Below are 24079 nucleotides of genomic sequence, written 5' to 3'. Positions count from 1 at the left end.
CCCTAACCCCAGGCCTCAACGCGGAGTAAGGGACCGGCAACTAAGGTTGCCGGGTGAGCGAGCAGCGGACAGCACAGGCAGCCCATCGGCAGCGCGTGGTCGTCGTCGGCGCGGGCATGGCGGGTGTGCAGACCGCCGTGGCCCTGCGGGAACAGGGTTTCACCGGCCCCGTCACCCTCATCGGCGCCGAACCGCACCAGCCCTACGACAGGCCCCCGCTCTCCAAGGCGATCCTGCTCGGCACGGCGGAGGGCTCGGCCTTCGACGTCGACTTCGAGGCGCTCGGCGTCGAACTGCGGCTGGGCTGCGAGGTGACCGGCGTACGCGCCGACGCGCACGAACTGGACACCGAGGCGGGCCCGGTGCCGTACGACATCCTGGTCCTCGCCACCGGCGCGGAGCCGGTCAGGCTCCCGGACGCCGAGGGCGTCCCCGGCGTCCATCTGCTGCGGACGCTCGATGACGCCGCGCGGCTGCGCCCCGTCCTCGCCGCGCACCACGACATCGTGGTCGTCGGCGCAGGCTGGATCGGCGCGGAGTTCGCCACGGCCGCCCGCGAGGCGGGCCGCACGGTCACCGTTGTCGAGGCCGCCGGGCGGCCCTTGACCGGGGCCCTGCCCGCCGAGGTCGCCGCCCCGATGGCCGACTGGTACGCGGAGTACGGTGTGGAACTGCTCACCCACGCGCGCGTGGCGGCCGTCGAACCGGGGACGGTAATCCTCGCGGACGGCAGGCAGCTCCCGGCGGGCGCCGTCGTCGTCGGCATCGGCGCCCGGCCCGCCACCGCCTGGCTGGCCGGCTCCGGCTCCGGTATCGCGCTCGGCCCGGACGGCGCAATCACCGCCGACGAGTATCTGCGCACCTCACTGCCCGATGTGTACGCCGTCGGGGACTGCGCCTCCTTCCCGTCCGGCCGCTACGGCGAGCGGCTGCTCGTGCACCACTGGGACAACGCCCTCCAGGGGCCGCGTACGGTCGCCGCCAACATCATCGGCAGCCTGCCGGGCGGCGGGCTGCCCGAGGTGCCGGCGGTCTACGACCCGGTTCCGTACTTCTGGTCCGAGCAGTTCGGCCGCTTCGTCCAGTACGCCGGGCATCACCCGGCCGCCGACACGCTGATGTGGCGGGGTGATCCGGCGGGTGCCTCCTGGTCGGTGCTGTGGCTGCGCCAGGGCGCGCTGGTGGCGCTGCTCGCCGTCGGCAGGGCCCGTGATCTGACGCAGGGGCGCAAACTCATCGTGTCCGGAGCGCGGCTCGATCCGGTGCGTGCGGCCGACCCGTCGGTGCCTCTGAAGGAGGCAGCCGACTAGGGTCCGGCTATCCACTGTCAGTCCGGGATGGCACGCTTGTCCTGTGACCGAGATTGACGCAAAAATCGATGCTCTCGTACCCGCCTGGCTCCACCTTCCCGACATCGCGGAAATGCTCGGTGTCGAGGTGACACGCGTACGGCAGTTGGTCAAGGAAGGCCAGCTGATCGCCGTACGCCGCGGTGCGAACCGGGCGCTTCAGGTGCCTGCCGCCTTCATCGACGGCGACAAGGTGGTCAAGGGTCTCGCCGGGACCCTGACCCTCCTGAGGGACGACGGCTTCACCGACGAAGAGATGCTTGAGTGGCTCTTCACCTCCGACCCGTCCCTGCCGGGCACGCCCGCGCAGGCGCTCAGCGAGAACCGCGGCACGGAGGTGAAGCGTCGGGCTCAGGCCCTCGCTGTCTGACGCCTTGCTGTCCTGGCCGTCCTGCCACCCTGACGCCGCGACGTCGGGGCCGTCAGGGTGGCAGGACGGCAATGGCACCCACACGCGGTGGTGCGGGCGGAGGTGTGCAGCCGCCGCCCGTCCACCGCCGACTCAGCCGACCCAACGGGGGGACCAGCCATGCCCGCGGTAGCCATGCCCACGGTTCGTACGCCTCGTACGCCTCGTACGCCGCTGTCCGACGCCCGGCTCTATCTGTGCACGGACGCCCGGAAGGAGGAGGGTGACCTCGCCGAGTTCCTCGACGCCGTGCTCACCTCCGGGGTCGACATCGTGCAGCTGCGCGACAAGGGCATGGAGGCGGCCGAGGAGCTGGAGCACCTCCAGATCTTCGCCGACGCCTGCCGCCGCCACGGCAAGCTGCTCGCCGTGAACGACCGCGCCGATGTGGCACACGCCATAGGCTCCGCCGTGCTGCATCTGGGACAGGGCGATCTGCCGGTCCCCGCCGCCCGCGCGATCCTCGGCGACCACGTGCTGATCGGCCGCTCCACCCACGCCGAGTCCGAGGTCGACGCCGCCGCCGTGGAACCCGGCGTGGACTACTTCTGTACGGGCCCCTGCTGGCCCACCCCGACCAAGCCCGGGCGGTACGCACCGGGGCTCGGCCTCGTGCGGTACGCCGCCGCGCTGGGCACCGAGCGGCCGTGGTTCGCGATCGGCGGCATCGACGCCGGCAATCTCGACGAGGTGCTGGAGGCGGGCGCGCGCAGGATCGTCGTCGTACGGGCGATCACCGAGGCCGACGACCCGGCCGAGGCGACGGCGGCACTGGCCAAGCGGATACGCGCCGCACAGGTGTCCGCATAAGCGTCCACATAGCTGTCCGAAAAGTGTCCGAGGGGTGGACGGCAATCGGATAAATCAGGCATTTCTCTACTGTTCGGTTGGGTGACCGCCGAGCCGTGGTTAACCTGCCCGTATGGCCTCCGGAACAGCTTCTACCAGGACAGATCGCGCACGAACGGTGCGCGAACTGCTTGCGACCGGCAAATCGTCGTACTCCTTCGAGTTCTGGGCGCCCAAGACCGAGAAGGGCGAGCGCAACCTCTGGAACGCGCTGCGCAGAGTCGAAGCGGTCGGTCCCAGCTTTGTGTCCGTGACCTACGGCGCGGGCGGTTCGACGCGCGCGGGCACCGTCAAGGCGACCGAGCGGATCGCCGCCGACACCACCCTCACCCCCGTCGCGCACCTCACTGCGGTGAACCACTCCATCGCCGAACTGCGCAACATGATCGGGCAGTACGCCGATGCCGGGATCCGCAACATCCTCGCCGTCCGGGGCGACCCGCCCGGCGACCCGATGGGCGAGTGGATCAAGCACCCCAAGGGTGTGCGGTACGCCGCCGAGCTGGTGCGGCTGATCAAGGAGTCCGGGGACTTCTGCGTCGGCGTCGCCGCCTTCCCCGAGATGCACCCGCGCTCGGCGGACTGGGACACCGACATCCGCCACTTCGTGGACAAGTGCCGGGCGGGCGCCGACTACGCGATCACGCAGATGTTCTTCCAGCCCGAGGACTATCTGCGGCTGCGCGACCGGGTCGAGGCCGCGGGCTGCGAGACCCCGATCATCCCGGAAATCATGCCGGTCACCAACGTGAAGCAGCTCGAACGATTCGCGCAGCTCAGCAATGCCTCGCTGCCGTCCGCGCTGAAAGAGAGGATCCTCACCGTCAAGGACGATCCCGCCGCTGTACGCTCCATTGGCATCGAGTTCGCGACGGAGTTCTGCGCGGGGCTGCTCTCCGAGGGTGTCCCCGGACTGCACTTCATTACACTCAACAACTCCACCGCGACGCTTGAGATCTACGAGAATCTCGGACTGCACGAGCAGTCGTGATCGGTCGTACCCGCTCCGAACAGGGGCGGCGGCCGCAGGAGGGGGGCGGGCATGGGCTGGACGGTCCTCTATCTCGCGTTCGGCGTTGTCGCGCTATGGCTGCTCGGTGAGGTGCTGCTGCAGTACAAGGCCCGGCTGCGCTGGCGACTGCTCGCCTTCGCGGGCTTCCTCGGGGTGGTTGTCGGCGTACTGGTGCCCTCGGTCCCGGTGATCGCGTTCGGCGCCATCGCCTTCGCGGTCGGCCAGACCTACGTCACGCTCTCCTTCCGGCGCGGCTTCTCCACCGGCTGGGCGCTCGGCGGCAGCCCGGGGGCGAGCCGACGGCGCAAGTCCACAGGCCGGCGGGACCAGGGAGCCTCCCGAGAGCCCACGCTGGAGGTCTCCGACCTCGCCTACGAAGCCGTCGCCGTCCCGGAGCCGGAACTGGAGTCGCGCGCGGTCTACGAGCCGCAGCCGCTGCCGGACGACACGGGGCAGTACGGCGTGTACAGCGACGCGGCGTACGAGGCTCAGCAGCAGGCCGCCCAGGACCAGGACCGGCACCAGGACCAACAGCAGGACCAGAGCCAGAACTACGCCACGTACGACAGCGGTTACGACGCCTACCCCGGCTCCGGCTCCGGCTACGGTCAGCAGCCGTCGGGCCAGGACAGCTACGGCGGGCAGTACGACTACGGCACGGGCCAGCAGCAGTACGCCGCCTACTCCGACCCGTACGTGGGCGGCCAGCAGTACGACACCTACGAGACGTACGACAGCTTCGGCGGCCAGCAGCAACAGCAGTACGCCGACCCCTACGCCCAGCAGCAGTACAGCGAGACGCCGCCCGGGGGCGTCTGGGTGCCGCAGCCGCGCGAGGAGGATCAGCAGACGCCGCCGCTGCCGCAGGAGGACCCCTCCCCGCACGGCTACGGCCCCGGGTACAACGAGCAGCAGCCGTACCGCTACTGACCGCCTCGCGCCGTCGGGGGCGGTCGGGATCCGGTCACTGGGAACCGCGGAATTCCGGGCCCTCCACGATCAGTCCGGCCACCAGCGCACCCGACATCCCGGCGTGCGCCAGACCGCCGCCCGGGTGCGACCGGCCGCCCACCAGATAAAGGCCGGGCAGCCGGGTGCTGTTGGCCGGGTGCAGATACCGCCCGCCGCCCCCGGCCAGTGCCGGAGCGGACACCACGCCCGCCTCCGCGGGCGTCCGTATCTCGTGCCACAGCAGGCGCTCGCGTATTTCCGGAACGGCCGTGCGCGCGGCGTCGATCAGCACCTGGGCGTACCGCTCGCGCAGCGCCGCGTCGGTCCAGTCGACACCCGCACCCCCGTGGGCCGGAACGGTCGCGGAGAGGGTGACCGCCTCATGCACCTCGTCCGGGCGGGTACGCGGATCGTCCGGCCGCAACACCGTGACCGTGGGCCGCTCGGCCGGCCGGCCGGCGAAGACCGCCGCGGCCTCCGCGCCCGCCGCGGGGGAGTGGACCACACTCCGGTGCACTGCCGATCCCGGCCGCGCACCGCTCAGCGCCAGCAGCACGGTGAACCTGCCCGGCAGCGGCGTGCCTCCGGCGCTCCCGTGAGGCCGTACGTCTGTGTCCCGCCACAGCTCGTGCCCGACGAGATCCGCCGCCACCCCGGCGCCCGCCACCACATGGTCGGCCCCGGCGACCGTGCCGTCGGCGAGCTCGACCCCGGCCGCCCGCCCGTCCTTCTCGGCGATCCGGCACACCTCCGTACCGAAGGCGAACTCCACCTTCCGCGCCAGGCACCGCTCGTACACCGCGCGCGCCAGCTCCCGCAGCCCGCCCTCGGCGTACCAACTGCCGAAGGTCTGCTCCATGTACGGCAGCACGGCGGCACCCGCGGGAGCGTGCCGGGGATCCAGGCCGTACGCCAGGGCGTACCCGTCCAGCAGCGCGGCCAGCCGCGGCTCCGCCAACTCCCACGCGCCGACCTCCGCGACCGTGGACGCCTGGCGCATCCGCAGCGCCTTCCGCTGCCGGAGTGCCGGATACGGATCGCGTCCCAGCACCTGCCAGTCGGCCCACAGGGGCTCTTCGAGCAGGGGCCGCCGGGACCGGTCCCAGGCATCCCTGGCCCGCCCCAGGAACGCGCCCCACCGCTCGCCCGCCCCCGCGCCGAGCGCCGCGTCCAGCGCGGAGACGATTCCGGCCCGCGAGGCGTTCGGCAGCAGTACCTCGGTGCCGTCGGCGAAGAGATGGCGGCTCGCCGGGTCCACCTGGACGAGCCCGACGCACTGCTCCAGCGGCTCCTTGCCGGTCTTGATGAACAAGTCCCGCCATACGGCGGGCAGATGCAGCAGACCGGGGCCGGTATCGAAGACGAACCCCGCGCGCTCGAACCGGCCCACGGCGCCGCCGTAGGTCGCCGCGCGCTCATACACCGTCACCCGGTGGCCTGCCACAGCCAGCCGGGCGGCAGCCGCCAGGGCGCCCATCCCGGCGCCGATCACCGCAATCCGTGCCATGTCCGTGACTGTATCGGCCACCACTGACAACGCGATCGTCACCGGGCGGCGCTCGCGCATGGGCATGAGCGCGGATGGCTGAGTATGCGTACCTAGTGGACGAGTTGAGTACGCGCGCGGATGGGCCCGGACCTGCGCGGAGGGAAGAGTGGGGACCACGGAAGGGGCGCGACGCCGGCACCGACGACACGGGGCGGCGGAACGGCGTGGCTCCCCGGACGGTACGGGGAGCAGGACGGGGAACCCAGTGACCGTGGGGGAACAACGGGGGGAATGGGTTCCCCGGAGCGAGAGGTAAGAAGTAAGAAGAGCGCCTGTCCGGTGAGGCTCGGGGGGATCGAGCCTCACCGGACAGGCGCTTTTCTGTCCTGGCACCCGGCACCTGGCACCCGGCACCTGGCACCTGGCACCCGGCACCCCTCGGCACCCCGCACCGTCGTGCCGCCGCGCCAACCGGACGCCTCAGCGACCGCTCACCCGGCCGTGCAGCAACCTCGACAGCGCCGAGTGCACATCGTCGATCGACCGCTCCGGCTGGAACGCCTGCCAGTCCAGCGCCGCCACCAGCACCATCCCGACCAGCGCGGCAGCCGTGAGCGGCACGTCGATCTCGTCGCTCAGCTCCCCGTTCGCGACGGCTTCCGCGAGTACCGTCTCGATCACCGCCACCGCCTGCTGCCGTACGACCAGGAGCGTCGGCTGCCACGCCCGGTTGGTGCGCCACAGCTCCGCCACGTACAGCTGCGTGAAGGCGGGATAGCGGTCGATGAATCCCAGACCGGCCTTGATCATGGCGTCCAGCGCGTCGACCTTGGTGCCGCCGCGCTCGTCCGTCTCGTCGGCGGCGGCCTGGAGGGAGGCGCTGAGCAGCCCGACGCCGTAGCGCAGCAGCTCCTCGAAGAGCTCGGTCTTGCTTTTGAAGTTGTAGTAGACCGTGCCCTTGGCGACCCCGGCGCGCTCCGCGATCTCGTCTACCGTGGTCGCCGAGAATCCCTGCTCGGCGATGAGCGTCACAGCGGCCTCGTAGAGCTTCGCCCGGGTCGCCCGCCGTCTCGTGCTGGTACTCGTACCGATCCTGGTGCTGGTGCTGGTGTTGTCCATGCCGTCCATGGCATCGATTCTCACAGGCCACCAGCCCTCCCCGGCTCTCACAGACTCAGCTCGGGGTGCAGCCGGTCGAGCGTCCACACCTGCTTGCGCCGCGCGGAGACGGCCGTCAGCGCGAGCGCGCCCGCGGTGAAGGCGGCCAGCACCGCGCACGCCTGCCACACCGGGCCGAGTCCGCCGCCCGTGATCAGCCTGCGCAGCGCCTCGACGACGTAACTCATTGGCAGGAAGGGATGGATCGCGCCGAAGAAGGCGGGGCTGGTCTGTACGGGATAGGTCCCGCCCGCCGAGGTCAGCTGGAGCATCAGCAGTGCCAGCACGAGGATCCGGCCCGGGGCCCCGAAGCGCGCGTTCAGCCATTGGATGATCGCGGCGAAGCAGCAGGTCACCAGGGCCAGGAAGCCCACCGCGCCGGCCGCGTACGCCATCCGCAGCCCGAGGCCCCAGTGCAGGACAGACATCAGCGCCGCGACCTGGAGCACGCCGATCGCGGCGACCGGCAGCCAGCCCGCCAGGGCGATCCGCCGGGCCGATGCGCCGGCGGCGAGGGCCCGCCGGTTGAGCGGCTGGATGATCATGTACGCCACCATTGAGCCCACCCAGAGGGAGAGCGGAATGAAGTAAGGGGCGAAGCCGGTGCCGTAGTTCGGCGAGGTGTGCAGGGACTGACCGGCCAGCCGTACCGGATCGGCCATCACTTCGGTGCGCGCGTCGCGGTCCTTCTTGCCGTAGTCGGGGATCTCGCGCACGCCGTCGTTCAGCCCGCCGGCCAGCTCGGTCGATCCGTCGGCGAGTCTGAAGAGCCCGCCGTCCAGGTTTCCGGCGCCCTTCTTGAGCTTGCCGACGCCGCTGTCGAGAGCGGCGGAGGCCGTCTTGGCGCCGCTCAGGCCGGTGTGCAGGCTGTCCGCGCCCTGGGCGACCTTCTTGGCGCCGGAGTTGAGCCTGTTGATGTCGCGTACGGCCGACTCCAGGTCCTCGGCCAGGTGCGGTGACCGTTTGGCGAGCTGCGTCGCCTGCTGGTGCAGCGTGGCGAGATGGCCGTCGAGCTTCTTCAGGGTGCCGCTGTTCTCCGCCACCAGCGTGTTGAGGTCGCCGGCGACGAGGGCGACGTCGGACGCCGTGGTCCTGGCCTGCTTGAGGGCGGGGCAGAGGTCCGGGTCGGGCAGGGGCGTGTCCTCGCAGCGAGTCCCGTAGAGGGCGCTGAGCTGGTCGGCCGAGGTGCGGGCGAGCGCCGCGGAGCCGGGGGCCGTCTTCACAAGGAGGCCGAGTTGGCGGCGCAGGGCCTGGGAGGAGTCGGCGACCAGCCGGGCCGTGTCACCGATGGCCCTGCCGTTGTCCCTGAGGTACGGACGGACGACGGCGGCTGTTCCATTGACCTTCTCGGCGAGCAGCCGCGTACCGTCGGCGACCTGCTGCGATCCGGTCTCCAGGTCGCTCGCGCCCTTGTTGAGCTGCGTCAGCCCGCCGGCCAGCCTGCCGCTGCCGTCCTTGGCGTCCTTGAGCCCGTCCGCGAGGTCCTTGGCGCCCTTCTTCGCCGTGCCGATGCCGCCCTTGAGCTCGTCGGCGCCCTTCGCGGCCTTCTCGGTCGCGTCGTGGATGCCGGAGAAGGAGATGAAGATCCGGTCGAGGAAGGAGCGGGATGCGTTGGTCGATGCGGCGGTGCGCACCTCGGCGAATACCGTGCGTGAGATCTGCCCGACCAGGTAGTTGTTGGCGTCGTTCGTACGGACCTGAAGGGCGCCGGTCTCGGGCGAGTCGCCGGAACTGGACGCGATGCGCGCGCTGAAGTCCTCCGGCATGGTCAGCGACAGGTAGTACCTGCCGTCCTCGACACCCTTGCGGGCCTCGGCCGCGCTCACCTCGTGCCAGGCGAACAGCTTGCTCTCGCGCAGCCCCTTGGTGATCTCGTCACCGGCCGCGAGCTTCCGGCCGTCGGCGGTGGCTCCCTTGTCGTCGTTGACGAGCGCTACGGGCACCCGGTCCAGCCGTCCGTACGGATCCCAGAAGGACCACAGGTACAGCGCGCCGTACAGCAGCGGCAGCAGCAGGACCGCGACGAGCGCGGCGCGCGGCAGCCTTCCCCTGGCGAACCGCTTCAGCTCAAACGCGGCCAGCTTCGGCGAGCGCATCGGCCGTCCCTTCCTCGGTCGTGCCGCCGGCGGTCGTGCGGGCGGAGGTCGTGCGGACGACGGTCGTGCCTTCGGGGGCCTGGCTGCACACGGCGAGCACCGTCGTACCGCCGTCCGCGACGGAGCGCAGCAGCTTCCAGGCCTCCGTCCGGTCGGTGTCGGAGAGCTTGAGATCGGTGTCGTCCACGGCGAGCAGGCGGGGGCGGCCGATCAGGGCGAGGGCCACGGACAGGCGCAGCGTCTCCAGCCGCTCCAGATCGCGTACGCGGGTGTGCCGGCCCTTCGGCAGCGTGGCCAGGTCGACTCCCGCGGCCTCCAGCGCCTCGTCGGTACGGCTCCGGGCCGCGGCCGACCGCTCGGCACGCGACCACGACAGTGAGCGCGGCATGGCATGAGTCATGGCATGCGGCCGGGGCCGCAGCCGCAGCAGGGCGCCCGGCGAGCCGTCGAAGCGGCGTCGCAGCAGGACGCGTTCCCGCAGGTGCTCGGCGACGGTCAGGGCGGGGTCGAGTTCGCTGACATCCGGCACCGGGCCCAGCGCGCTGATCCGGCGTACGGCGGCCATCCGGCGCGGCAGCTGAAGCCCGCCGACCTCGCAGCGGCCCTCGGTGGGGCGCATCCGGCCGGTGAGCGTGAGCAGCAGGCTGGTGCGGCCGGAGCCGGAGGGACCTTCGACGGCGACGAGCGCGCCGGGCTCCGCGGCGATGTCGACCGAGCGGAAGGCCCAGCCGCGCGGGCCCCTGTGCCCGAAGCCCTCGGCGGTCACGGCCGCCCCGTACGGACTGTCCTCCACGTACCCCTCCCCAGGTTTCACACCGGCCAGTTTTTGTACTGACCGGTCAGTACAAAAACTATCCCGAACCCTTGATCGATGCAAAGCCGCAGGTCAGAGCCGATTGTCAGTGGTGGCCCTCACGATGGATACATACGGCCACAGCGCCGTCACACGACGACAGGAGGTTCGTCATGGCCAGCTCCTACGCAGCAGCCGCACACCGGCGCCGCGCCACCGGCCCTGCCTCACTCCCCTCGCCCCCCTCACTCTCCCCACTCCCCTCGGCGGCAGGACCGGCGAGCGACGTGCACCCCGTCCTGCGGCGGGCCTCGGCGCCGCCCGCCGCCCTCGACCTGCTCGACCAGGCACGTACGGGACTGGACGAGGCCGCCACCCTGGAAATGCCGAACGAGCGGTACGCCACGGCGCATCTGGCCGCCCTGCGCACCGCCGCCGCGGTGCTGGCAGTCCGCGGCCGTCCGGAGACCAGCGAACGGCGCAGGCAGCGCATCCGCAGCGCCTGGGAAGTCCTTCCCGAGGTCGCGCCCGAACTGTCCGAGTGGAGCCTTCTCTTCGCCTCGGGCGCCCGGCGCAGGGCGCGTGCCGAGGCGGGCATACCGGGCGCGGCCTCCAACCGTGAGGCCGACGACCTGCTGCGCGACGCGGCCATGTTCCTGCGCCTGGTCGAGCAGATGCTGGTGCTCCAGCCGGTGCTGCCGCTGCCCAGGGCGGAGCAGCCGGAAGCGGGTGACGCCGCGGGGTGAGACGGAGCGGGGTGAGATGGAGCACGGGTCTGCCTGGCGGAGGCCATAGGGTGGAGGCGTCTTGACCTGTGCGACCTCCCGAGGAGTCACCTGCCGTGTCGGATCCGATGCGACCCCGCGCCTCTCTCCGTACCGCCGTGGTCTGGGAGGTCCTCAAGGACGCCCTCGACCGCCGGGTCAAAGCGGCCGGGAGGGACGCCCTGGACGTCCTCGACACCGGCGGCGGCACCGGCAACTTCGCCGTGCCCGTGGCCAGGCTCGGCCACCGCGTCACCGTGGTCGATCCCAGCCCGAACGCGCTCTTCGCGCTGGAGCGCCGGGCGGCCGAGGCAGGGGTGGCCGACCGGGTCCGCGGGGTCCAGGGCGATATCCACGGCCTGTTCGATGTCGTGGAGCGCGGCGGCTATGACGCGGTGCTCTGCCACGGCGTGCTGGAGTACGTCGACGACCCGGCCGAGGGCGTACGCAACGCGGTGGACGCGCTCCGTCCCGCCGGCGCGCTCAGCCTGCTCGCCGCCGGGGTCGGCGGCGCCGTCCTGGCCAGGGCGCTGGCCGGGCACTTCAACGAGGCCCGCAGGGCGCTGTCCGACCCCGCGGGCCGCTGGGGCGAAGGCGATCCGGTGCCCCGCCGCTTCACCGCCGACCAGCTCACCGAACTGGTCGCGGCCGCCGGCGTCGAGATCGGCGCCGTGCACGGCGTACGGGTCTTCGCCGACCTGGTTCCGGGCGTCCTGGTGGACACCGAGCCGGGGGCTCTGGACGCGCTGCTCAAGCTGGAGGCCGCCGCCGCCGAACAGCCCGCATTCCACTCGGTCGCGAGTCAGCTGCACATACTGGGTGAGAAGCAGGGCTGATCAGCAACGCAGCGGCAGATGGAGTACGCCACAGAGCCCCCGATCGCGCCGCGCGCCCCGTATGATCGAAGGACACCATCCGGCATGACGGCTCGGATGTTGGGGAATCTACGCCTCGACAGCTGAGCCGACATGGCGGCCCGGACTGGCGAATTGGCGAAGAGGGCGGGTTTCACGGGGGCGATTCCCTGCCTATCCTGAAAGGGCCGCATACCGGTCGCCCCCCGCGACCGACGACTAGGAGGACTCCGTGCCGCTCTCGGAGCACGAGCAGCGAATGCTCGAGCAGATGGAGCGAGCGCTGTACGCCGAAGATCCCAAGTTCGCTACAGCGCTTGAGGGAAGCGGGCTGCGTACGTACACCCGGCGACGGGTCTACCAGGCGGTCGCAGGCTTTCTGGTGGGTATCGCGCTCCTCATGGCCGGAATGGTCGCCCAGCAGATCTGGATCAGCGTGGTGGGGTTCCTCGTCATGCTTGGCTGTGCGGTCCTCGCGGTCACCGGTTGGCGCAAAGCGCCGAAACCGGGAGAGCAGCAGACCCTGGGAGACACGGCATCAGCAGCTCGCCGACAGCCGCGTCAGCGCAGGTCGGTAATGGACCGCATTGAGCAGCGGTGGCAGCGCCGCCGTGACGAACAAGGTCAGTGAACTTGTTGTACAGGTAAGCGAACAACATGCGGTACGGGTAAGGGGCGACGCTCAAGAGCGTCGCCCCTTACCCGTTCTCGTACTTCGTTCTCGTACTTCGCGAGGTCAGCCTCGCTGCCGGGACGGGCGGCGCAGGAAGCGGAAGCCCGCCCACCCGTTCAGCTGCCTGCGACGTGCGTCCCACCGGTCCGTGAGCGCCGTCCAGCGCGCCGAGAACGCCCACACCACCCGGACAGACGACCGGGGCGCGAGCACCGCCCGCAGGCGCGTCGCCCGGCCCACCGGCTCCCGCAGTCCGGCCTGGATCAGCCGGGCGTCATCGGCCAGGCCCGTACCGGGCTGCGGCTCACGGGCGTACAGCACCTGCTCCACCGCACCGGACACCCGGTGCACCGCGTCCGCGGCCTCTCCCTCCAGCCTGCCCAGCCGGACGATGCGCGCGGCCGTCTTGCGCGGCGTCTGCGAGTCGTCCGGCAGGATGCCGTGGTCCCAGGCCGTGTCGGTGATCTCCTGCCATGCCGCCAGTGTTCTGGCCACGGCGTCCTCGGCCGTACGCCCGGCGGAGCCGAGCCTGCGCGCACGCACCCGGATGCGCCAGAGCATCGGCAGCAGCGGCACCACCACCACCGCCAGCACGGCCAGACTCACACCCAGCACGGTCCCCAGTGACACCCCCGGGTCGGCGGGCGGCTGGACGTCCTGCGGCGTGAGCGCGCCGCACTCGCCCAGCTGCCTCGCCTGCGCCGGGCAGGTCTCCTCGGCGGTAGGCGTCGCGGAGGGCGTCGCCGAACCAATCGCCTCGGGCTGCGCCGGGTCGCTGGGGCCGCCGGGCACCGTCTCCGCCCGGGTGTACTCGGGCACGGAACCCCGGGTCGGGGTCGGCTCGAACCGCGTCCACCCCACACCCTCGAAGTACAGTTCCGGCCAGGCGTGCGCATCGCGCAGACCGACCGACATGGTGCCGTCCGCCAGCGGGGAGCCCGGAGTGAAGCCCACCGCGACCCGCGCCGGTATGCCCAGCGTCCTGGCCATCGCGGCCATCGAGAACGCGAAGTGGACGCAGAAGCCCTCCTTGTTGGCCAGGAAGCGGCGGATCGCCAGCACGCCAGTACCCGACTGGACTTGGGTGTCGTAGCTGAAATCGCCCTCGACGGCGAACCAGTCCTGGAGCTTGACCGCCCGCTCGTAGTTGTTCGTGGCGCCCTGCGTCACCTCCAGCGCCGTTTCGCGGACCACGCCCGGCAGCTCGCGGGGCACTTTTGTGTACTCGCGCAGCAGCGCTTCCGGCGGCGAGGTCGCCTCGGCAAGCTGCTCCGGAGTCGGGTTCACCAGGAGGCTGTTGACCGAGTACTCCGCGCCGCGGGTGGTCTGTCCGTCGTCGCCGACCAGGGTCCGCCCGTCGGGTTCGTACCGCCAGCGCCCGTCGATGTCCACCTTCGTCGCCGGGTAGGGGAGCGGCAGCCAGTTCTGCTGGTAGGACTCCGCGGCCGAGATGTTCGTCCGGATCCCGGTGGTGCCGACGGACGGACTCAGGCCATCCGGCTGCGGCAGGTCGTCCGGTACGTCCTTTACCTTGCGCTCCGAGGACTTCCACGCACTGCCGTCGAACTGGTCCAGGGCGACGATCCGCAGGTACAGGCTCTGAGTGTCCGTCGCGTTGGTGCGGTACCGGATGACCTCGCGGTCCGCGTCCTGGTTGAGGCTGTCCTGGAGCGAGACCAGCGGGTTCACCGCGGAGATGGTGCCGCCTCCCGCGCCCGCGCCGTCTCCGTTGCCCGCGTTGGCCAGCAGCCCGCCGTCCAGCGCGGGCAGCGCCGCCGGGACCGCGAGCGCGACGCCCAGCGCGAGCGCGCCGATACGGCGGCCGGCGCGGACCGGCGCGAGCGGAGTGCCGCCCGTCGCCTCGAGTCCGCCCGCACTGCCCTGCCGGCCGGGCGCGGCTCCGCCGAAGACCCGGCCCCACTGGGAGAGCCGGTCCCGGCCCTCGGCCAGCAGAAGCACCAAATAGCCGGTGGCCGCGAGCAGGAAATACAGCCAGCTCGAGCCGCCGCCGGAGAGCCCCGCGGCCACCGAGTACAGCGCGAGCAGCGGCAGCCCGGCAGGGGCCGCGCTGCGGAACGTCACCGCGAGGGCGTCCACCGCGAGACCGATGATCAGCACGCCGCCGATCACCATCAGCCTGATGCCGTCCGTCGGCGGCGCCGGGATCGCGAACCGCCCGACGTCCTCGCCGCCCGCGTTCAGCAGTTCGCCGAACCGCTGGAACGCCTCGGGCCCCGGTATCAACCCGAGGATCGCCTGCTCCCTGGCGAAGACCACGGTGAGCAGCAGCAGGACCGCGAGGGCCTGCACCACCACGGTCAGCGGCCTGGCCAGCGGCACCCGCCGGGCGAGCGCGCCCACCCCGCTCTGGATCGCCAGCAGGACCGCCGCCTGCACCATCCAGGAAGCCGAATCAACCAGTGGCAGCATCGCGCCCGCCGCCATCAGCGTGGCGGCGAAGGCGCAGAGCGCGAGCCTTCCGCGACCGCTCATGACCAACCCCCAGAGAAACCGTTCGTACCGCTGCCCGACGCCCCTGAAGATTCCGAGGGCCCTGACAGCCCGGATGATTCGGCGCGGTGTCTGCCCGCCTGCTGCCACAGCTCCGACAGCGCCGCCCCGGGGGTCACGGCCAGCGCCGTCCAGCCGGACTCGCGCAGCTGCCTCAGCCGCTCGTCCACCGACCCGGCGACCGCGCCGCTCGTCACCCATGTCCCGCTGTCCAGGACGAAGGCGACGGCGCCGCCGCTGCGCTGCCGCATCCTGGCCGCCACCGCGGCCTGCTCCTCGTCCATATCGCCGAGGAAGGCGACCAGCAGGCCTTCCTTCCCGCTGCGCAGTACGTCGTACGCGCGCGAGAGCCCGGCCCCCTCGGAGTGGTCCACGACCGCGAGCGTGTCCATCATCAGACCCGCGGAGTCGGCGGACTCCTGCGTGGGCCCGGCGAAGCCGTCGGCGCCCTCACCGGGCACCGAATCCCCGGTGTCCGTCAGCAGCCGGACGGCGAAACCCCGTCCCAGCATGTGCACCAGCGCCGACGCCGCGCCCGACACCGCCCACTCAAATGCGGAATCGGGACCGGAGCCCTGGTAGGCCAGCTGCCGGGTGTCGAGCAGGACCGTGCACCTGGCCCGCTGCGGCTGCTCCTCGCGGCGCACCATCAGCTCGCCGTAGCGCGCGGTGGAGCGCCAGTGCACCCGGCGCAGATCGTCGCCGTAGCGGTAGGCGCGCGGAATGATGTCGTCGTCGCCGGCCAGGGCCAGCGAGCGCTGCCGCCCGTCGCCGTACCCCGGGGCCTCGCCCGCCAGACGGACCGGAGGCAGCGCCTCCGTCCGTGGGATGACGGTGAGGGTGTCGTACGCGCTGAAGGAGCGGGTCAGCTCGCACATCCCGAAGGGATCACTCAGCCGCAGCTGCAAGGGCCCCAGCGGATAGCGCCCGCGCAGATCCGAACGGACCCGGTACGACACCTCGCGCCGCCCGCCCGCCTCCACCCGGTCCAGCACGAACCGGGGCCGCGGCCCCAGCACGTACGGCACATGGTCCTGGAGCATCAGCAGCCCGGTGGGCAGCCGCGAGACATTGTCCATCCGCAGGTGCACCCGGGCCTCGGACCCGGCGGGCGCCCGCGACGGCGACAGCCGGCGGCTGGCCGCGACCCGGTAGCGGGTGCGGTACAGCACGGCCACACACAGCAGCGGCAGTACGGCGAGCAGCAGCCCGACCCGCAGCAGGTCGCCCTGTCCCAGGACGTACGCGCACACCGCCGCCGCCACTCCGGCCGCCAGGAAGGAGCGGCCGCGCGTGGTCAGCCCGCCCAGGGCCGCCCGCAGCCCGCCCGTTTCCTTGCTCTCGGCGGCGGCGGGCGCCCCGGCCGACATCACAGCCTCCGGGCGCCGGGCTGGCCGTAGAGCGGCGGCTGCGCCGGCCTGCCCGGTACATAGGCGGCCTCGGTGCCCCCGGCCGTCGGCACCGGGATGCGCTGCATGATCTCCAGTACCACCTGCTCGGCCGTGCGGCGGTTCAGCTGCGCCTGCGCGGTCGGCAGCAGCCGGTGCGCCAGTACCTGCACCGCCAGCGTCTGGACGTCGTCCGGCAGCGCGTAGTCACGGCCGCTGAGCGCGGCCGTGGCCTTCGCTGCCCGCAGCAGATGCAGCGTGGCGCGCGGGGAGGCGCCCAGTCTGAGGTCGGGGTGGCTGCGCGTGGCCGCCACCAGCTCCACCGCGTACCGCCGCACGGAGTCGGCGACATGGACCTTGCGCACCGCGTCGATGAGCTTGACGATGTCGTGGGCGTGCGCCACGGGCTGGAGATCATCCAGCGGTGAGACGCCGCCGTGCACATCGAGCATCTGCAGCTCGGCCTCCGCGCTGGGATAGCCGATCGACACCCGCGCCATGAAGCGGTCGCGCTGCGCCTCCGGCAGCGGGTAGGTGCCCTCCATCTCCACCGGGTTCTGGGTGGCCACCACCATGAAGGGGCTGGGCAGTTCGTACGAATGCCCGTCGGTGGTGACCTGGCGCTCCTCCATCGACTCCAGCAGCGCCGACTGCGTCTTGGGCGAAGCGCGGTTGATCTCGTCGCCGATCACGATCTGGGCGAAGATCGCTCCCGGTTTGAACTCGAACTCGCGTGTCTGCTGATCGAATATGGACACACCGGTGATGTCGGACGGCAGCAGATCCGGTGTGAACTGAATACGCCGCACGGAACAGTCGATGGATCGCGCCAGCGCCTTGGCCAGCATGGTCTTGCCCACGCCCGGAACATCTTCGATGAGCAGATGTCCCTCGGCGAGCAGCACGGTCAGCGAAAGCCGTACGACCTCAGGCTTGCCTTCGATCACACCTTCCACCGATGTGCGGATACGCCCCGCTGTGGTGGTCAGATCTGTGAGGCTCGCTCGATCGTCATAGGTCGTCACCCGGCCCTCCTCGGCCCGTTCCAAACAGGGCCGGATGCTCTTCGGACGGTCCGGCCCACCCCAAAACATGGGCATCGTCTCCGGACGGTTCCGGAAGGATGCCTGTCACTCATTCTTGTTGCCGTTACCGCTTCGTGTCACTCGCCCGTGGATACCTGTGGATAACTCGGGGAGATATGCCGGGTTCGCGGGTTTTTGTCCAGTGCGGGACTGGTCACACTGTGGGATCGATCTCCCTCAGCAGACCGGTCGTCACGTCGAATACGAACCCTCGTACGTCGTCGGTGTGCGGCAGGAAGGGCGAGGTTCGCACCCGCTGCATCGACTGCCGTACGTCCTGATCAACATCCCGGAACGCCTCCACCGCCCACGGCGGCCGCTGCCCCACCTCATCCTCCAGCTCATGCCGGAAGTCCTCGGTGAGGCTCTCCAGACCGCAGTTGGTGTGGTGGATGAGTATGACTGTTCGGGTGCCCAGCGCGCGCTGGCTGATCGTCAGCGACCGGATCACGTCGTCCGTGACCACGCCGCCGGCGTTGCGGATCGTGTGGGCGTCACCCAGTGCCAGGCCGAGCGCGTCGTGCAGGTCGATACGGGCGTCCATGCAGGCGACCACGGCCACGTGGAGCACGGGACGCGCGTCCATCCCGGGGTCCTGGAAGTGGGCGGCGTAGCGCAGATTCGCCTCGACGAGACGATCGGTGACCGTACCGCCGGTGCGCGCCGCGTCGGCAGGGTGGTGCGCGGAAGTCGACATGGAGATGACGGTAATGGGCACAAGCTGTCGAAGCCCGCTGTGAGAGCGGACAAAGAACATCAATGGGCTGCGTGTGACCTAACCCACAGCAATGGGTGGCCCCACCCGTACGGGTGAAGTGTCGTGGGCCCGGTCCGTCCGGCGACGCCCCGCGCGACGCGCCAGCCGGTTGATTGACCCGAAGGAGGTGTGGACTAAAGTGACGCGAAGTTCACAGACATGTTCACCAGGTACACGGACATCCTGTACATCCTGCAATTTCTGACGTTTCCCCGTGTAAGCGGCGTACGTACGGCTCGGCCTCCTCCCGCTCGCCGGTGGGCCGACGCCACCTTTCAAGGCGCCGGCGGACCACCTCCCCTTCTGAGCGGGCGGGGACCCGGCAGTACGTACACCCGCGCCGGACCTGAGAGGGCGCATGAACCAGACCCGACACGTCCCGGTGATGCTCCAGCGGTGCCTGGACCTGTTGGCCCCGGCGCTCACGCAGCCGGGCGCGGTTGTCGTGGACTGCACCCTCGGCCTCGGCGGACACAGCGAGGCCCTGCTCACCCGGTTCCCCGAAGCGCGGCTCGTCGCGCTCGACCGGGACAAGGAGGCGCTGCGCCTGTCGGGTGAGCGGCTCGCCCCCTTCGGTGACCGGGCCACGCTGGTGCACGCCGTCTACGACGAGCTGCCCGAGGTCCTCGACCGGCTGAGGATTCCGCGCGTCCAGGGCATCCTGTTCGACCTCGGCGTCTCCTCCATGCAGCTGGACGAGGCGGACCGCGGGTTCGCGTACGCCCAGGACGCCCCGCTCGACATGCGCATGGACCAGACGACGGGCATCAGCGCCGCCGAGGTGCTCAACACCTACCCGCCGGGCGAGCTGGTGCGGATCCTGCGCGTGTACGGCGAGGAGAAGCAGGCCAAGCGGATCGTTTCCGCGATCGTGCGGGAACGGGCGAAGGAACCCTTCTCGTGCAGCGCCCGGCTGGTCGAGCTGATCCGGGACGCGCTGCCCCAGGCCGTCAAACGCACCGGCGGCAACCCCGCCAAGCGCACCTTCCAGGCGCTGCGCATCGAGGTCAACGGCGAGCTGACCGTCCTGGAGCGGGCGATCCCGGCCGCGGTCGGGGCGCTCGCGGTCGGCGGCCGGATCGCTGTGCTGTCGTACCACTCGCTGGAGGACCGGCTGGTCAAGCAGGTTCTCGTGGCGGGCGCGGCCATTACGGCGCCGCCAGGTCTGCCCGTGGTGCCCGAGCGGTACCAGCCGCGCCTGAAGCTGCTGACGCGCGGCGCCGAGCTGCCGACGGAGGCGGAGGTCGCCGAGAACAGCCGTGCGGCGTCCGCGCGGTTCAGGGCGGCGGAGCGCATCCGGGAGGACGAACGGTGAGCGGCGCGCGCGAGACGGCGGGACCGCGTACGACCGCGGGGCCGCGTACGACCGCGGGCGCACCGGACCGCGTACGGCGGCGGGGGGAGCACAGGTGAGCGCAGGGGCCAAGCGGCTGAAGGGACGGGCCGCGCGGCTCGCCAGGCTGCTGCCCTCGGGCCCGAGCACCGCGGCCCGCACGCCCTTTGTCCTGCTGGTCGTGCTGCTCCTCGGGGGCGGGCTGATCACGCTGCTGATACTGAACTCCGCTCTCAACCAGGGCTCGTTCAAGCTGAGCGAACTGAAGAAGGAGACCACCGAGCTGACCGACGAGCAGCAGGCGCTGCAGCGCGACGTGGACAGCTACTCCGCCCCCGACGCGCTGGAGCGGCGGGCCCGCGAACTCGGCATGGTGCCCGGCGGCAGCCCCGCCTTCCTCGATCCGGACGGAACGGTCCGCGGCGTGCCCCGGAAGGCGTCCGGACAGCCGAACCCGGACCCGAGCCCGAACCCCGGCCCCTCGCCCATGGAGCAGCAGACGGCTCCCGTGGCGCAGGCCCAGCCGCAGCCGCCCGCGCCCCCGCTGCCGCCCGCCCCCGCTCCCTCCCCGGCCGTCTCCGCCTCGCCGCCCCCGGCTGCCGGCAGCCCGTCCGTACCCCGGCCGACCCCGACGACCCCCGGCAGGTGACGCAGTGCCCCCCCAGGACCCCCCGCGCCGCCGCGTGCCAGGACCCGCCCGGCGGTCCGCCCCCCGACCTTCCGCCGGGCCTGCCCCGCGTCCCGCGTCCCGCCGCCCGCCACCGGCGGCCCGCACCGTCCCGCGCCCCATCCGGCTCGGCAGCCCCCGCCCCCGGCTCCGCCTCGTCAGCCTCGGCCTGACCCTCGTCATGCTGGCCTTCGTGGTCCGGCTGCTCCAGGTGCAGGCCGTCGACGCCAACGCGTACGCCGCCAAGGCCGAGAAGAATCGCTACCTCAGCCATAAGCTCGCCGCCGAGCGCGGCGAGATCACCGACCGGGCCGGAATCGCCCTGGCCTCCAGCGTCGACGCGCACGACATCATCGCCGACCCGCAGATGTTCACGTTCAAGGAGAGCAAGGCCGCCGACGCGCCGGAGCAGGCAGCCGCGCTCCTCGCGCCGATCCTCGGCGCGGACGCCGCCACTCTGGCCAAGAAGCTCAGGACCCCCAAGTCCCGCTACACCGTGCTGGCCCGGCGCCAGACCCCGCAGGTCTGGAACCAGATCAAGGACCTCAAGGGCGTATTCGCCCAGAAGGCCGCGGCCGACAAGCGCAAGGGCGGCCCCGGCGCCAACGTGCTGAGCGGCGTCTTCCAGGAGGCGAGCAGCAAACGCGTCTACCCCAACGGTGAGCTCGCCGCCGGGATACTCGGTTACGTCAACGCCGACGGCCGCGGCGGCGGCGGCGTCGAGTCCATGCTCGACGAGGCCCTGGCCGGGCAGGACGGGCAGATCACCTACGCCCAGTCCGGCGGTCGCCAGGTCCCCACCGCGGGCTCCCGCGAGGTCCCCGCCGTCCCCGGCTCCGACATCGAGCTGACCATCGACCGCGACATCCAGTGGGCGGCCCAGCAGGCCATCACCGACCAGGTCAAGAAGTCCAAGGCGGACCGCGGCTATGTGATAGTCCAGAACACCCGGACCGGCGAGGTACTGGCCATGGCCAACGCGCCCGGCTTCGACCCCAACGACCTCAGCCAGGCGAACGCGGCCTCCATGGGCAACGCCGCGCTCCAGGACGCGTTCGAACCGGGCTCCACCGCCAAGGTGATGTCCATGGCGGCCGTGCTGGAGGAGAAGGCCGCCACGCCCGCAACCCATGTCGTCGTCCCCAACCGGCTGCACCGCGGCGACCGCCTCTTCAAGGACGACATCGACCATCCCACCTGGTACCTGACGCTCAACGGCGTACTGGCCAAGTCCAGCAACATCGGCACGATCCTGGCGACCGGCCAGCTCGGCAAGACGCAGGCCCAGGCCAACCAGGTCCTCTACTCCTACCTGCGGAAGTTCGGCCTGGGCAGCCCGTCCGGGCTCGGATATCCGGGCGAGACAGCCGGCATCCTGGCCAAGCCGCAGAACTGGTCCACCTCCCAGCAGTACACGATCCCCTTCGGCCAGGGCCTCTCGCTCAACGCCATGCAGGCCGCCTCCGTCTACTCCACGATCGCCAACGGCGGCGTACGCATCGAACCCACCCTCGTCCGCGGCACCAAGGGACCCGACGGGCGCTTCACCCCGGCCGCCGCCCCCCAGCAGACCCGGGTCGTCAGCGAGCGGACCGCCAGGACCCTGGCCACCATGCTGGAGTCGGTCGTCGGCAACGAGGAGGGCACCGGCACCAAGGCCCGTATCCCCGGCTACCGCGTCGCGGGCAAGACCGGCACGGCCAACCGCGTCGATCCGGAGCTGGGCCGCTACAAGGGCTACACCGCCTCCTTCGCGGGCTTCGCGCCCGCCGACAAACCGCAGATCACCGTCTACTGCGCCATCCAGAACCCCACCAAGGGCAGCTACTTCGGCGGCCAGATCTGCGGCCCGATCTACCAGAAGGTCATGCAGTTCGCCCTCAAGACACTCCAGGTCGCGCCGACCGGCAGCGATCCAGCCGGGCTGCCCGTCACCTTCCAGCCCGGCCAGTGACCGGCGACCGGCCCGTACCCGTAAGCAGCCCTGGCGACCGCCCCATGAACAGCCCGAGCGACGGACCCGTACACATCCCGAGCGACGGACCCGTGAGCGGCCCGAGCGACCGGCGAGCACCCCGAGTGACCGATCAGCCCGACCCGGAGGAACCTCCCGTGACAACCACCACCTCCCATCCCGGGAACCGGCCGGACGGCGCTACGCCCGCGGCCCCCCCTTTTGGCTCCGGGCCGGGTGCGCCCGGTACGCTCACCGCCGTGTCACACGCTGATCAGCACCGAACCGCCCAGCAGGACGCCCCCAAGCACCACCCGGGAGCGCCCCGCCCGGACCGGCCCCACCCGACTCCGCTCGGGGAGCTGGCCGCCCGGCTGGACGCGCGGCGCCCCCTGCCGGAGGAGGCCGCGGCCACCACGGTCACCGGCATCACCCACGACTCGCGGGCGGTGCGCCCCGGCGATGTGTACGCGGCCCTGCCCGGCGCCCGCTTCCACGGCGCCGACTTCGCAGCCCAGGCGGCGGACCTGGGCGCGGCGGCCATCCTCACCGACCCGGCGGGCGCCGACCGCGCTGCCGCGACCGGCCTGCCGGTCCTGGTCACCGAGAACCCGCGCGGGCGCATGGGCGGACTCGCCACCGAGATCTACGGACACCCCGGCGCGGCCCTGCTCCAGCTCGGCATCACCGGCACCTCGGGCAAGACCACCACGGCCTACCTGATCGAAGGCGGCCTCCAGGCGGCCGGCCTGTCGACCGGGCTGATCGGCACCGTGGAGACGCGCATCGGCGACGAGCGCATCAAGTCCGAGCGCACCACCCCCGAAGCCACCGACCTCCAGGCGCTCTTCGCGGTCATGCGCGAACGTTCCACCGAGGCGGTCGCCATGGAGGTCTCCAGCCACGCCCTCGTGCTCGGCCGAGTGGACGGCTGCGTCTTCGACGTCGCCGTCTTCAACAACCTCAGCCCCGAGCACATGGAATTCCACACCGGCATGGAGGACTACTTCCAGGCCAAGGCGCAGCTTTTCACCCCGCTCCGCAGCAGGGCGGGGGTCGTCAACTTCGACGACGAGTACGGCCGCAGGCTGGTCAAGGAGGCGTCCGTCCCGGTCACCACCTTCTCCGCCGAGGGTCACCCGGACGCCGACTGGCGCGCCGAGGATGCCCACGTCGGCACCCACGACTCGACGTTCACCGCGCTCGGCCCGGCAGGCGAGCGCATCCGCGCCAAGGCCCCGCTGCCGGGCCCGTTCAACGTCGCCAACACCCTCGCCGCCCTCGTCACCCTCGCCGTCGCCGGTCTCGACCCGCAGACCGCGGCAGACGGCATCGCCGCCGTCCCCGGCGTACCGGGCCGCCTGGAGCGCGTCGACGCGGGACAGCCGTACCTCGCCGTCGTGGACTACGCCCACAAGACGGACGCCGTCGAGTCCGTCCTGCGCTCCTTGCGCAAGGTGACCGAGGGCAAGGTGCACATCGTGCTGGGCTGCGGCGGCGACCGCGACAGGACCAAGCGCGCCTCCATGGGCGCCGCCGCCGCGCGCCTCGCCGACACCGCCGTACTGACCTCCGACAACCCCCGCTCCGAAGACCCGCTCGCCATCCTCGCCGCGATGCTCGCGGGCGCCGCCGAGGTGCCGGTCCACGAGCGGGGCGACGTCCTGATCGACGCCGACCGCGCCGCAGCCATCGCCGCGGCGGTCGCCCGCGCGGAGCCCGGCGACACCGTGCTCGTCGCGGGCAAGGGACATGAGCAGGGACAGGACATCGCCGGGGTGGTACGCCCCTTCGACGACCGACAGATCCTGCGCGCCGCCATCGTCGCGCGCCTCGCCGCCACAGCCACCAACGACACCGCCCCCGCCCCCGCAGGAAGCGCCACCGCAGCCACCGCCGCCCCCGGGCGAGCCGCCCACGAGCGATCCGCCGCCCCCGAACCCCCGGTGGACCGCGCCCGCCCTCATGAGAACAGTCAGGGATAAGT

Annotated in this window: 20 protein-coding genes; 12 read left to right on the top strand and 8 right to left on the bottom strand. The window is 71.6% G+C overall.

Translation table 11 applies throughout. The annotated features are described in order from the left end of the window. Positions 1 to 53 precede the first annotated feature (53 nt). The 5 genes from ACIHCQ_RS36825 (at position 54) to ACIHCQ_RS36805 (ending at position 4549) form a co-directional block, all read left to right on the top strand. Entirely contained in the window at positions 54 to 1310 is a 1257-nt protein-coding gene (locus ACIHCQ_RS36825; RefSeq protein WP_399672559.1) for an NAD(P)/FAD-dependent oxidoreductase, read from the top strand. Between the two features lie 43 nt (positions 1311 to 1353). Continuing rightward, on the top strand, positions 1354 to 1719 hold the full coding sequence (locus tag ACIHCQ_RS36820) for an Rv2175c family DNA-binding protein (RefSeq protein WP_399672557.1): 366 nt from the start codon (positions 1354 to 1356) through the stop codon (positions 1717 to 1719). A 159-nt stretch (positions 1720 to 1878) separates the two neighbouring features. Continuing rightward, positions 1879 to 2568, top strand: a complete 690-nt coding sequence (thiE, locus tag ACIHCQ_RS36815; RefSeq protein WP_399672555.1) for a thiamine phosphate synthase — start codon at positions 1879 to 1881, stop codon at positions 2566 to 2568. 112 nt (positions 2569 to 2680) lie between these two features. Beyond that, entirely contained in the window at positions 2681 to 3598 is a 918-nt protein-coding gene (metF, locus tag ACIHCQ_RS36810) for a methylenetetrahydrofolate reductase [NAD(P)H] (RefSeq protein WP_399672553.1), read from the top strand. A gap of 51 nt (positions 3599 to 3649) precedes the next feature. Continuing rightward, positions 3650 to 4549 (top strand): hypothetical protein, encoded by a 900-nt coding sequence (locus ACIHCQ_RS36805; protein WP_399672551.1) that lies wholly within the window; start codon positions 3650 to 3652, stop codon positions 4547 to 4549. Between the two features lie 34 nt (positions 4550 to 4583). On the opposite strand, the gene ACIHCQ_RS36800 is transcribed toward ACIHCQ_RS36805, so the two are convergent. The 4 genes from ACIHCQ_RS36800 to ACIHCQ_RS36785 form a co-directional block, all read right to left on the bottom strand. Further along, entirely contained in the window at positions 4584 to 6077 is a 1494-nt protein-coding gene (locus ACIHCQ_RS36800) for a phytoene desaturase family protein (RefSeq protein WP_399672549.1), read from the bottom strand. A gap of 462 nt (positions 6078 to 6539) precedes the next feature. Further along, positions 6540 to 7178, bottom strand: coding sequence for a TetR/AcrR family transcriptional regulator (locus ACIHCQ_RS36795; protein ID WP_399672672.1), 639 nt, complete (start codon positions 7176 to 7178; stop codon positions 6540 to 6542). Between the two features lie 47 nt (positions 7179 to 7225). Then, the gene (locus tag ACIHCQ_RS36790; RefSeq protein WP_399672547.1) at positions 7226 to 9313 is read right to left on the bottom strand and encodes a YhgE/Pip family protein; all 2088 of its coding nucleotides are present in this window, start codon (positions 9311 to 9313) and stop codon (positions 7226 to 7228) included. Further along, positions 9285 to 10106 carry an ATP-binding cassette domain-containing protein gene (locus ACIHCQ_RS36785; RefSeq protein WP_399672545.1) on the bottom strand — a complete coding sequence of 274 codons (822 nt, stop codon included), beginning with the start codon at positions 10104 to 10106 and terminating at the stop codon, positions 9285 to 9287. The genes ACIHCQ_RS36790 and ACIHCQ_RS36785 overlap by 29 nt, the downstream gene beginning before the upstream one ends. 173 nt (positions 10107 to 10279) lie before the next feature. On the opposite strand from ACIHCQ_RS36785, the gene ACIHCQ_RS36780 reads away from it, so the two are divergent. From ACIHCQ_RS36780 to ACIHCQ_RS36770, 3 genes are all read left to right on the top strand, one after another. After that, on the top strand, positions 10280 to 10852 hold the full coding sequence (locus ACIHCQ_RS36780; RefSeq protein WP_399672543.1) for an SAV_6107 family HEPN domain-containing protein: 573 nt from the start codon (positions 10280 to 10282) through the stop codon (positions 10850 to 10852). A 95-nt stretch (positions 10853 to 10947) separates the two neighbouring features. Then, on the top strand, positions 10948 to 11706 hold the full coding sequence (locus ACIHCQ_RS36775; RefSeq protein WP_399672541.1) for a methyltransferase: 759 nt from the start codon (positions 10948 to 10950) through the stop codon (positions 11704 to 11706). Between the two features lie 250 nt (positions 11707 to 11956). Next, positions 11957 to 12355, top strand: a complete 399-nt coding sequence (locus ACIHCQ_RS36770) for a DUF3040 domain-containing protein (RefSeq protein WP_399672539.1) — start codon at positions 11957 to 11959, stop codon at positions 12353 to 12355. Positions 12356 to 12460: 105 nt separating this feature from the next. Here the strand turns inward: ACIHCQ_RS36770 and ACIHCQ_RS36765 are convergent, their stop codons facing one another. The 4 genes from ACIHCQ_RS36765 to ACIHCQ_RS36750 all read right to left on the bottom strand — a co-directional run bounded on the left by ACIHCQ_RS36765 (position 12461) and on the right by ACIHCQ_RS36750 (position 18078). Next, positions 12461 to 14890 carry a DUF3488 and DUF4129 domain-containing transglutaminase family protein gene (locus ACIHCQ_RS36765; RefSeq protein WP_399672537.1) on the bottom strand — a complete coding sequence of 810 codons (2430 nt, stop codon included), beginning with the start codon at positions 14888 to 14890 and terminating at the stop codon, positions 12461 to 12463. After that, positions 14887 to 16278, bottom strand: coding sequence for a DUF58 domain-containing protein (locus ACIHCQ_RS36760; protein ID WP_399672535.1), 1392 nt, complete (start codon positions 16276 to 16278; stop codon positions 14887 to 14889). Before ACIHCQ_RS36760 ends, ACIHCQ_RS36765 begins: the two co-directional genes overlap by 4 nt. Next, positions 16278 to 17321: an AAA family ATPase gene (locus ACIHCQ_RS36755; protein WP_399672533.1), complete on the bottom strand. Its 1044-nt coding sequence runs from the start codon at positions 17319 to 17321 to the stop codon at positions 16278 to 16280. The genes ACIHCQ_RS36760 and ACIHCQ_RS36755 overlap by 1 nt, the downstream gene beginning before the upstream one ends. A gap of 214 nt (positions 17322 to 17535) precedes the next feature. Next, positions 17536 to 18078 (bottom strand): beta-class carbonic anhydrase, encoded by a 543-nt coding sequence (locus tag ACIHCQ_RS36750; RefSeq protein ID WP_399672531.1) that lies wholly within the window; start codon positions 18076 to 18078, stop codon positions 17536 to 17538. A 418-nt stretch (positions 18079 to 18496) separates the two neighbouring features. Here ACIHCQ_RS36750 and rsmH point away from each other — a divergent pair, with 418 nt between their 5' ends. The 4 genes from rsmH (at position 18497) to ACIHCQ_RS36730 (ending at position 24077) form a co-directional block, all read left to right on the top strand. Next, positions 18497 to 19453, top strand: a complete 957-nt coding sequence (gene rsmH, locus ACIHCQ_RS36745; protein ID WP_399672529.1) for a 16S rRNA (cytosine(1402)-N(4))-methyltransferase RsmH — start codon at positions 18497 to 18499, stop codon at positions 19451 to 19453. Positions 19454 to 19547: 94 nt separating this feature from the next. Further along, a complete protein-coding gene (locus ACIHCQ_RS36740; protein WP_399672527.1) occupies positions 19548 to 20120 on the top strand; it encodes a septum formation initiator family protein in 573 nt (190 codons plus the stop codon). Between the two features lie 4 nt (positions 20121 to 20124). After that, entirely contained in the window at positions 20125 to 22092 is a 1968-nt protein-coding gene (locus ACIHCQ_RS36735) for a peptidoglycan D,D-transpeptidase FtsI family protein (RefSeq protein WP_399672525.1), read from the top strand. Between the two features lie 158 nt (positions 22093 to 22250). Then, entirely contained in the window at positions 22251 to 24077 is a 1827-nt protein-coding gene (locus tag ACIHCQ_RS36730; protein ID WP_399672523.1) for a UDP-N-acetylmuramoyl-L-alanyl-D-glutamate--2,6-diaminopimelate ligase, read from the top strand. Positions 24078 to 24079 lie beyond the last annotated feature (2 nt).

The sequence above is a fragment of the Streptomyces sp. NPDC052236 genome (genome assembly GCF_044548015.1).
Lineage (GTDB): Bacteria > Actinomycetota > Actinomycetes > Streptomycetales > Streptomycetaceae > Streptomyces.
This window is presented reverse-complemented; position numbering and strand designations above follow the sequence as displayed.

Bases quoted from the DNA above. Each gene is read 5' to 3' on its own strand.
- ACIHCQ_RS36790 (WP_399672547.1), bottom strand. From the start codon at position 9,313: ATGCGCTCGCCGAAGCTGGCCGCGTTTGAGCTGAAGCGGTTCGCCAGG.
- ACIHCQ_RS36805 (WP_399672551.1), top strand. From the start codon at position 3,650: ATGGGCTGGACGGTCCTCTATCTCGCGTTCGGCGTTGTCGCGCTATGG.
- ACIHCQ_RS36800 (WP_399672549.1), bottom strand. From the start codon at position 6,077: ATGGCACGGATTGCGGTGATCGGCGCCGGGATGGGCGCCCTGGCGGCT.
- ACIHCQ_RS36780 (WP_399672543.1), top strand. From the start codon at position 10,280: ATGGCCAGCTCCTACGCAGCAGCCGCACACCGGCGCCGCGCCACCGGC.
- ACIHCQ_RS36795 (WP_399672672.1), bottom strand. From the start codon at position 7,178: ATGGACAACACCAGCACCAGCACCAGGATCGGTACGAGTACCAGCACG.
- ACIHCQ_RS36765 (WP_399672537.1), bottom strand. From the start codon at position 14,890: ATGAGCGGTCGCGGAAGGCTCGCGCTCTGCGCCTTCGCCGCCACGCTG.
- metF (WP_399672553.1), top strand. From the start codon at position 2,681: ATGGCCTCCGGAACAGCTTCTACCAGGACAGATCGCGCACGAACGGTG.
- rsmH (WP_399672529.1), top strand. From the start codon at position 18,497: ATGAACCAGACCCGACACGTCCCGGTGATGCTCCAGCGGTGCCTGGAC.
- ACIHCQ_RS36750 (WP_399672531.1), bottom strand. From the start codon at position 18,078: ATGTCGACTTCCGCGCACCACCCTGCCGACGCGGCGCGCACCGGCGGT.
- ACIHCQ_RS36760 (WP_399672535.1), bottom strand. From the start codon at position 16,278: ATGTCGGCCGGGGCGCCCGCCGCCGCCGAGAGCAAGGAAACGGGCGGG.
- thiE (WP_399672555.1), top strand. From the start codon at position 1,879: ATGCCCGCGGTAGCCATGCCCACGGTTCGTACGCCTCGTACGCCTCGT.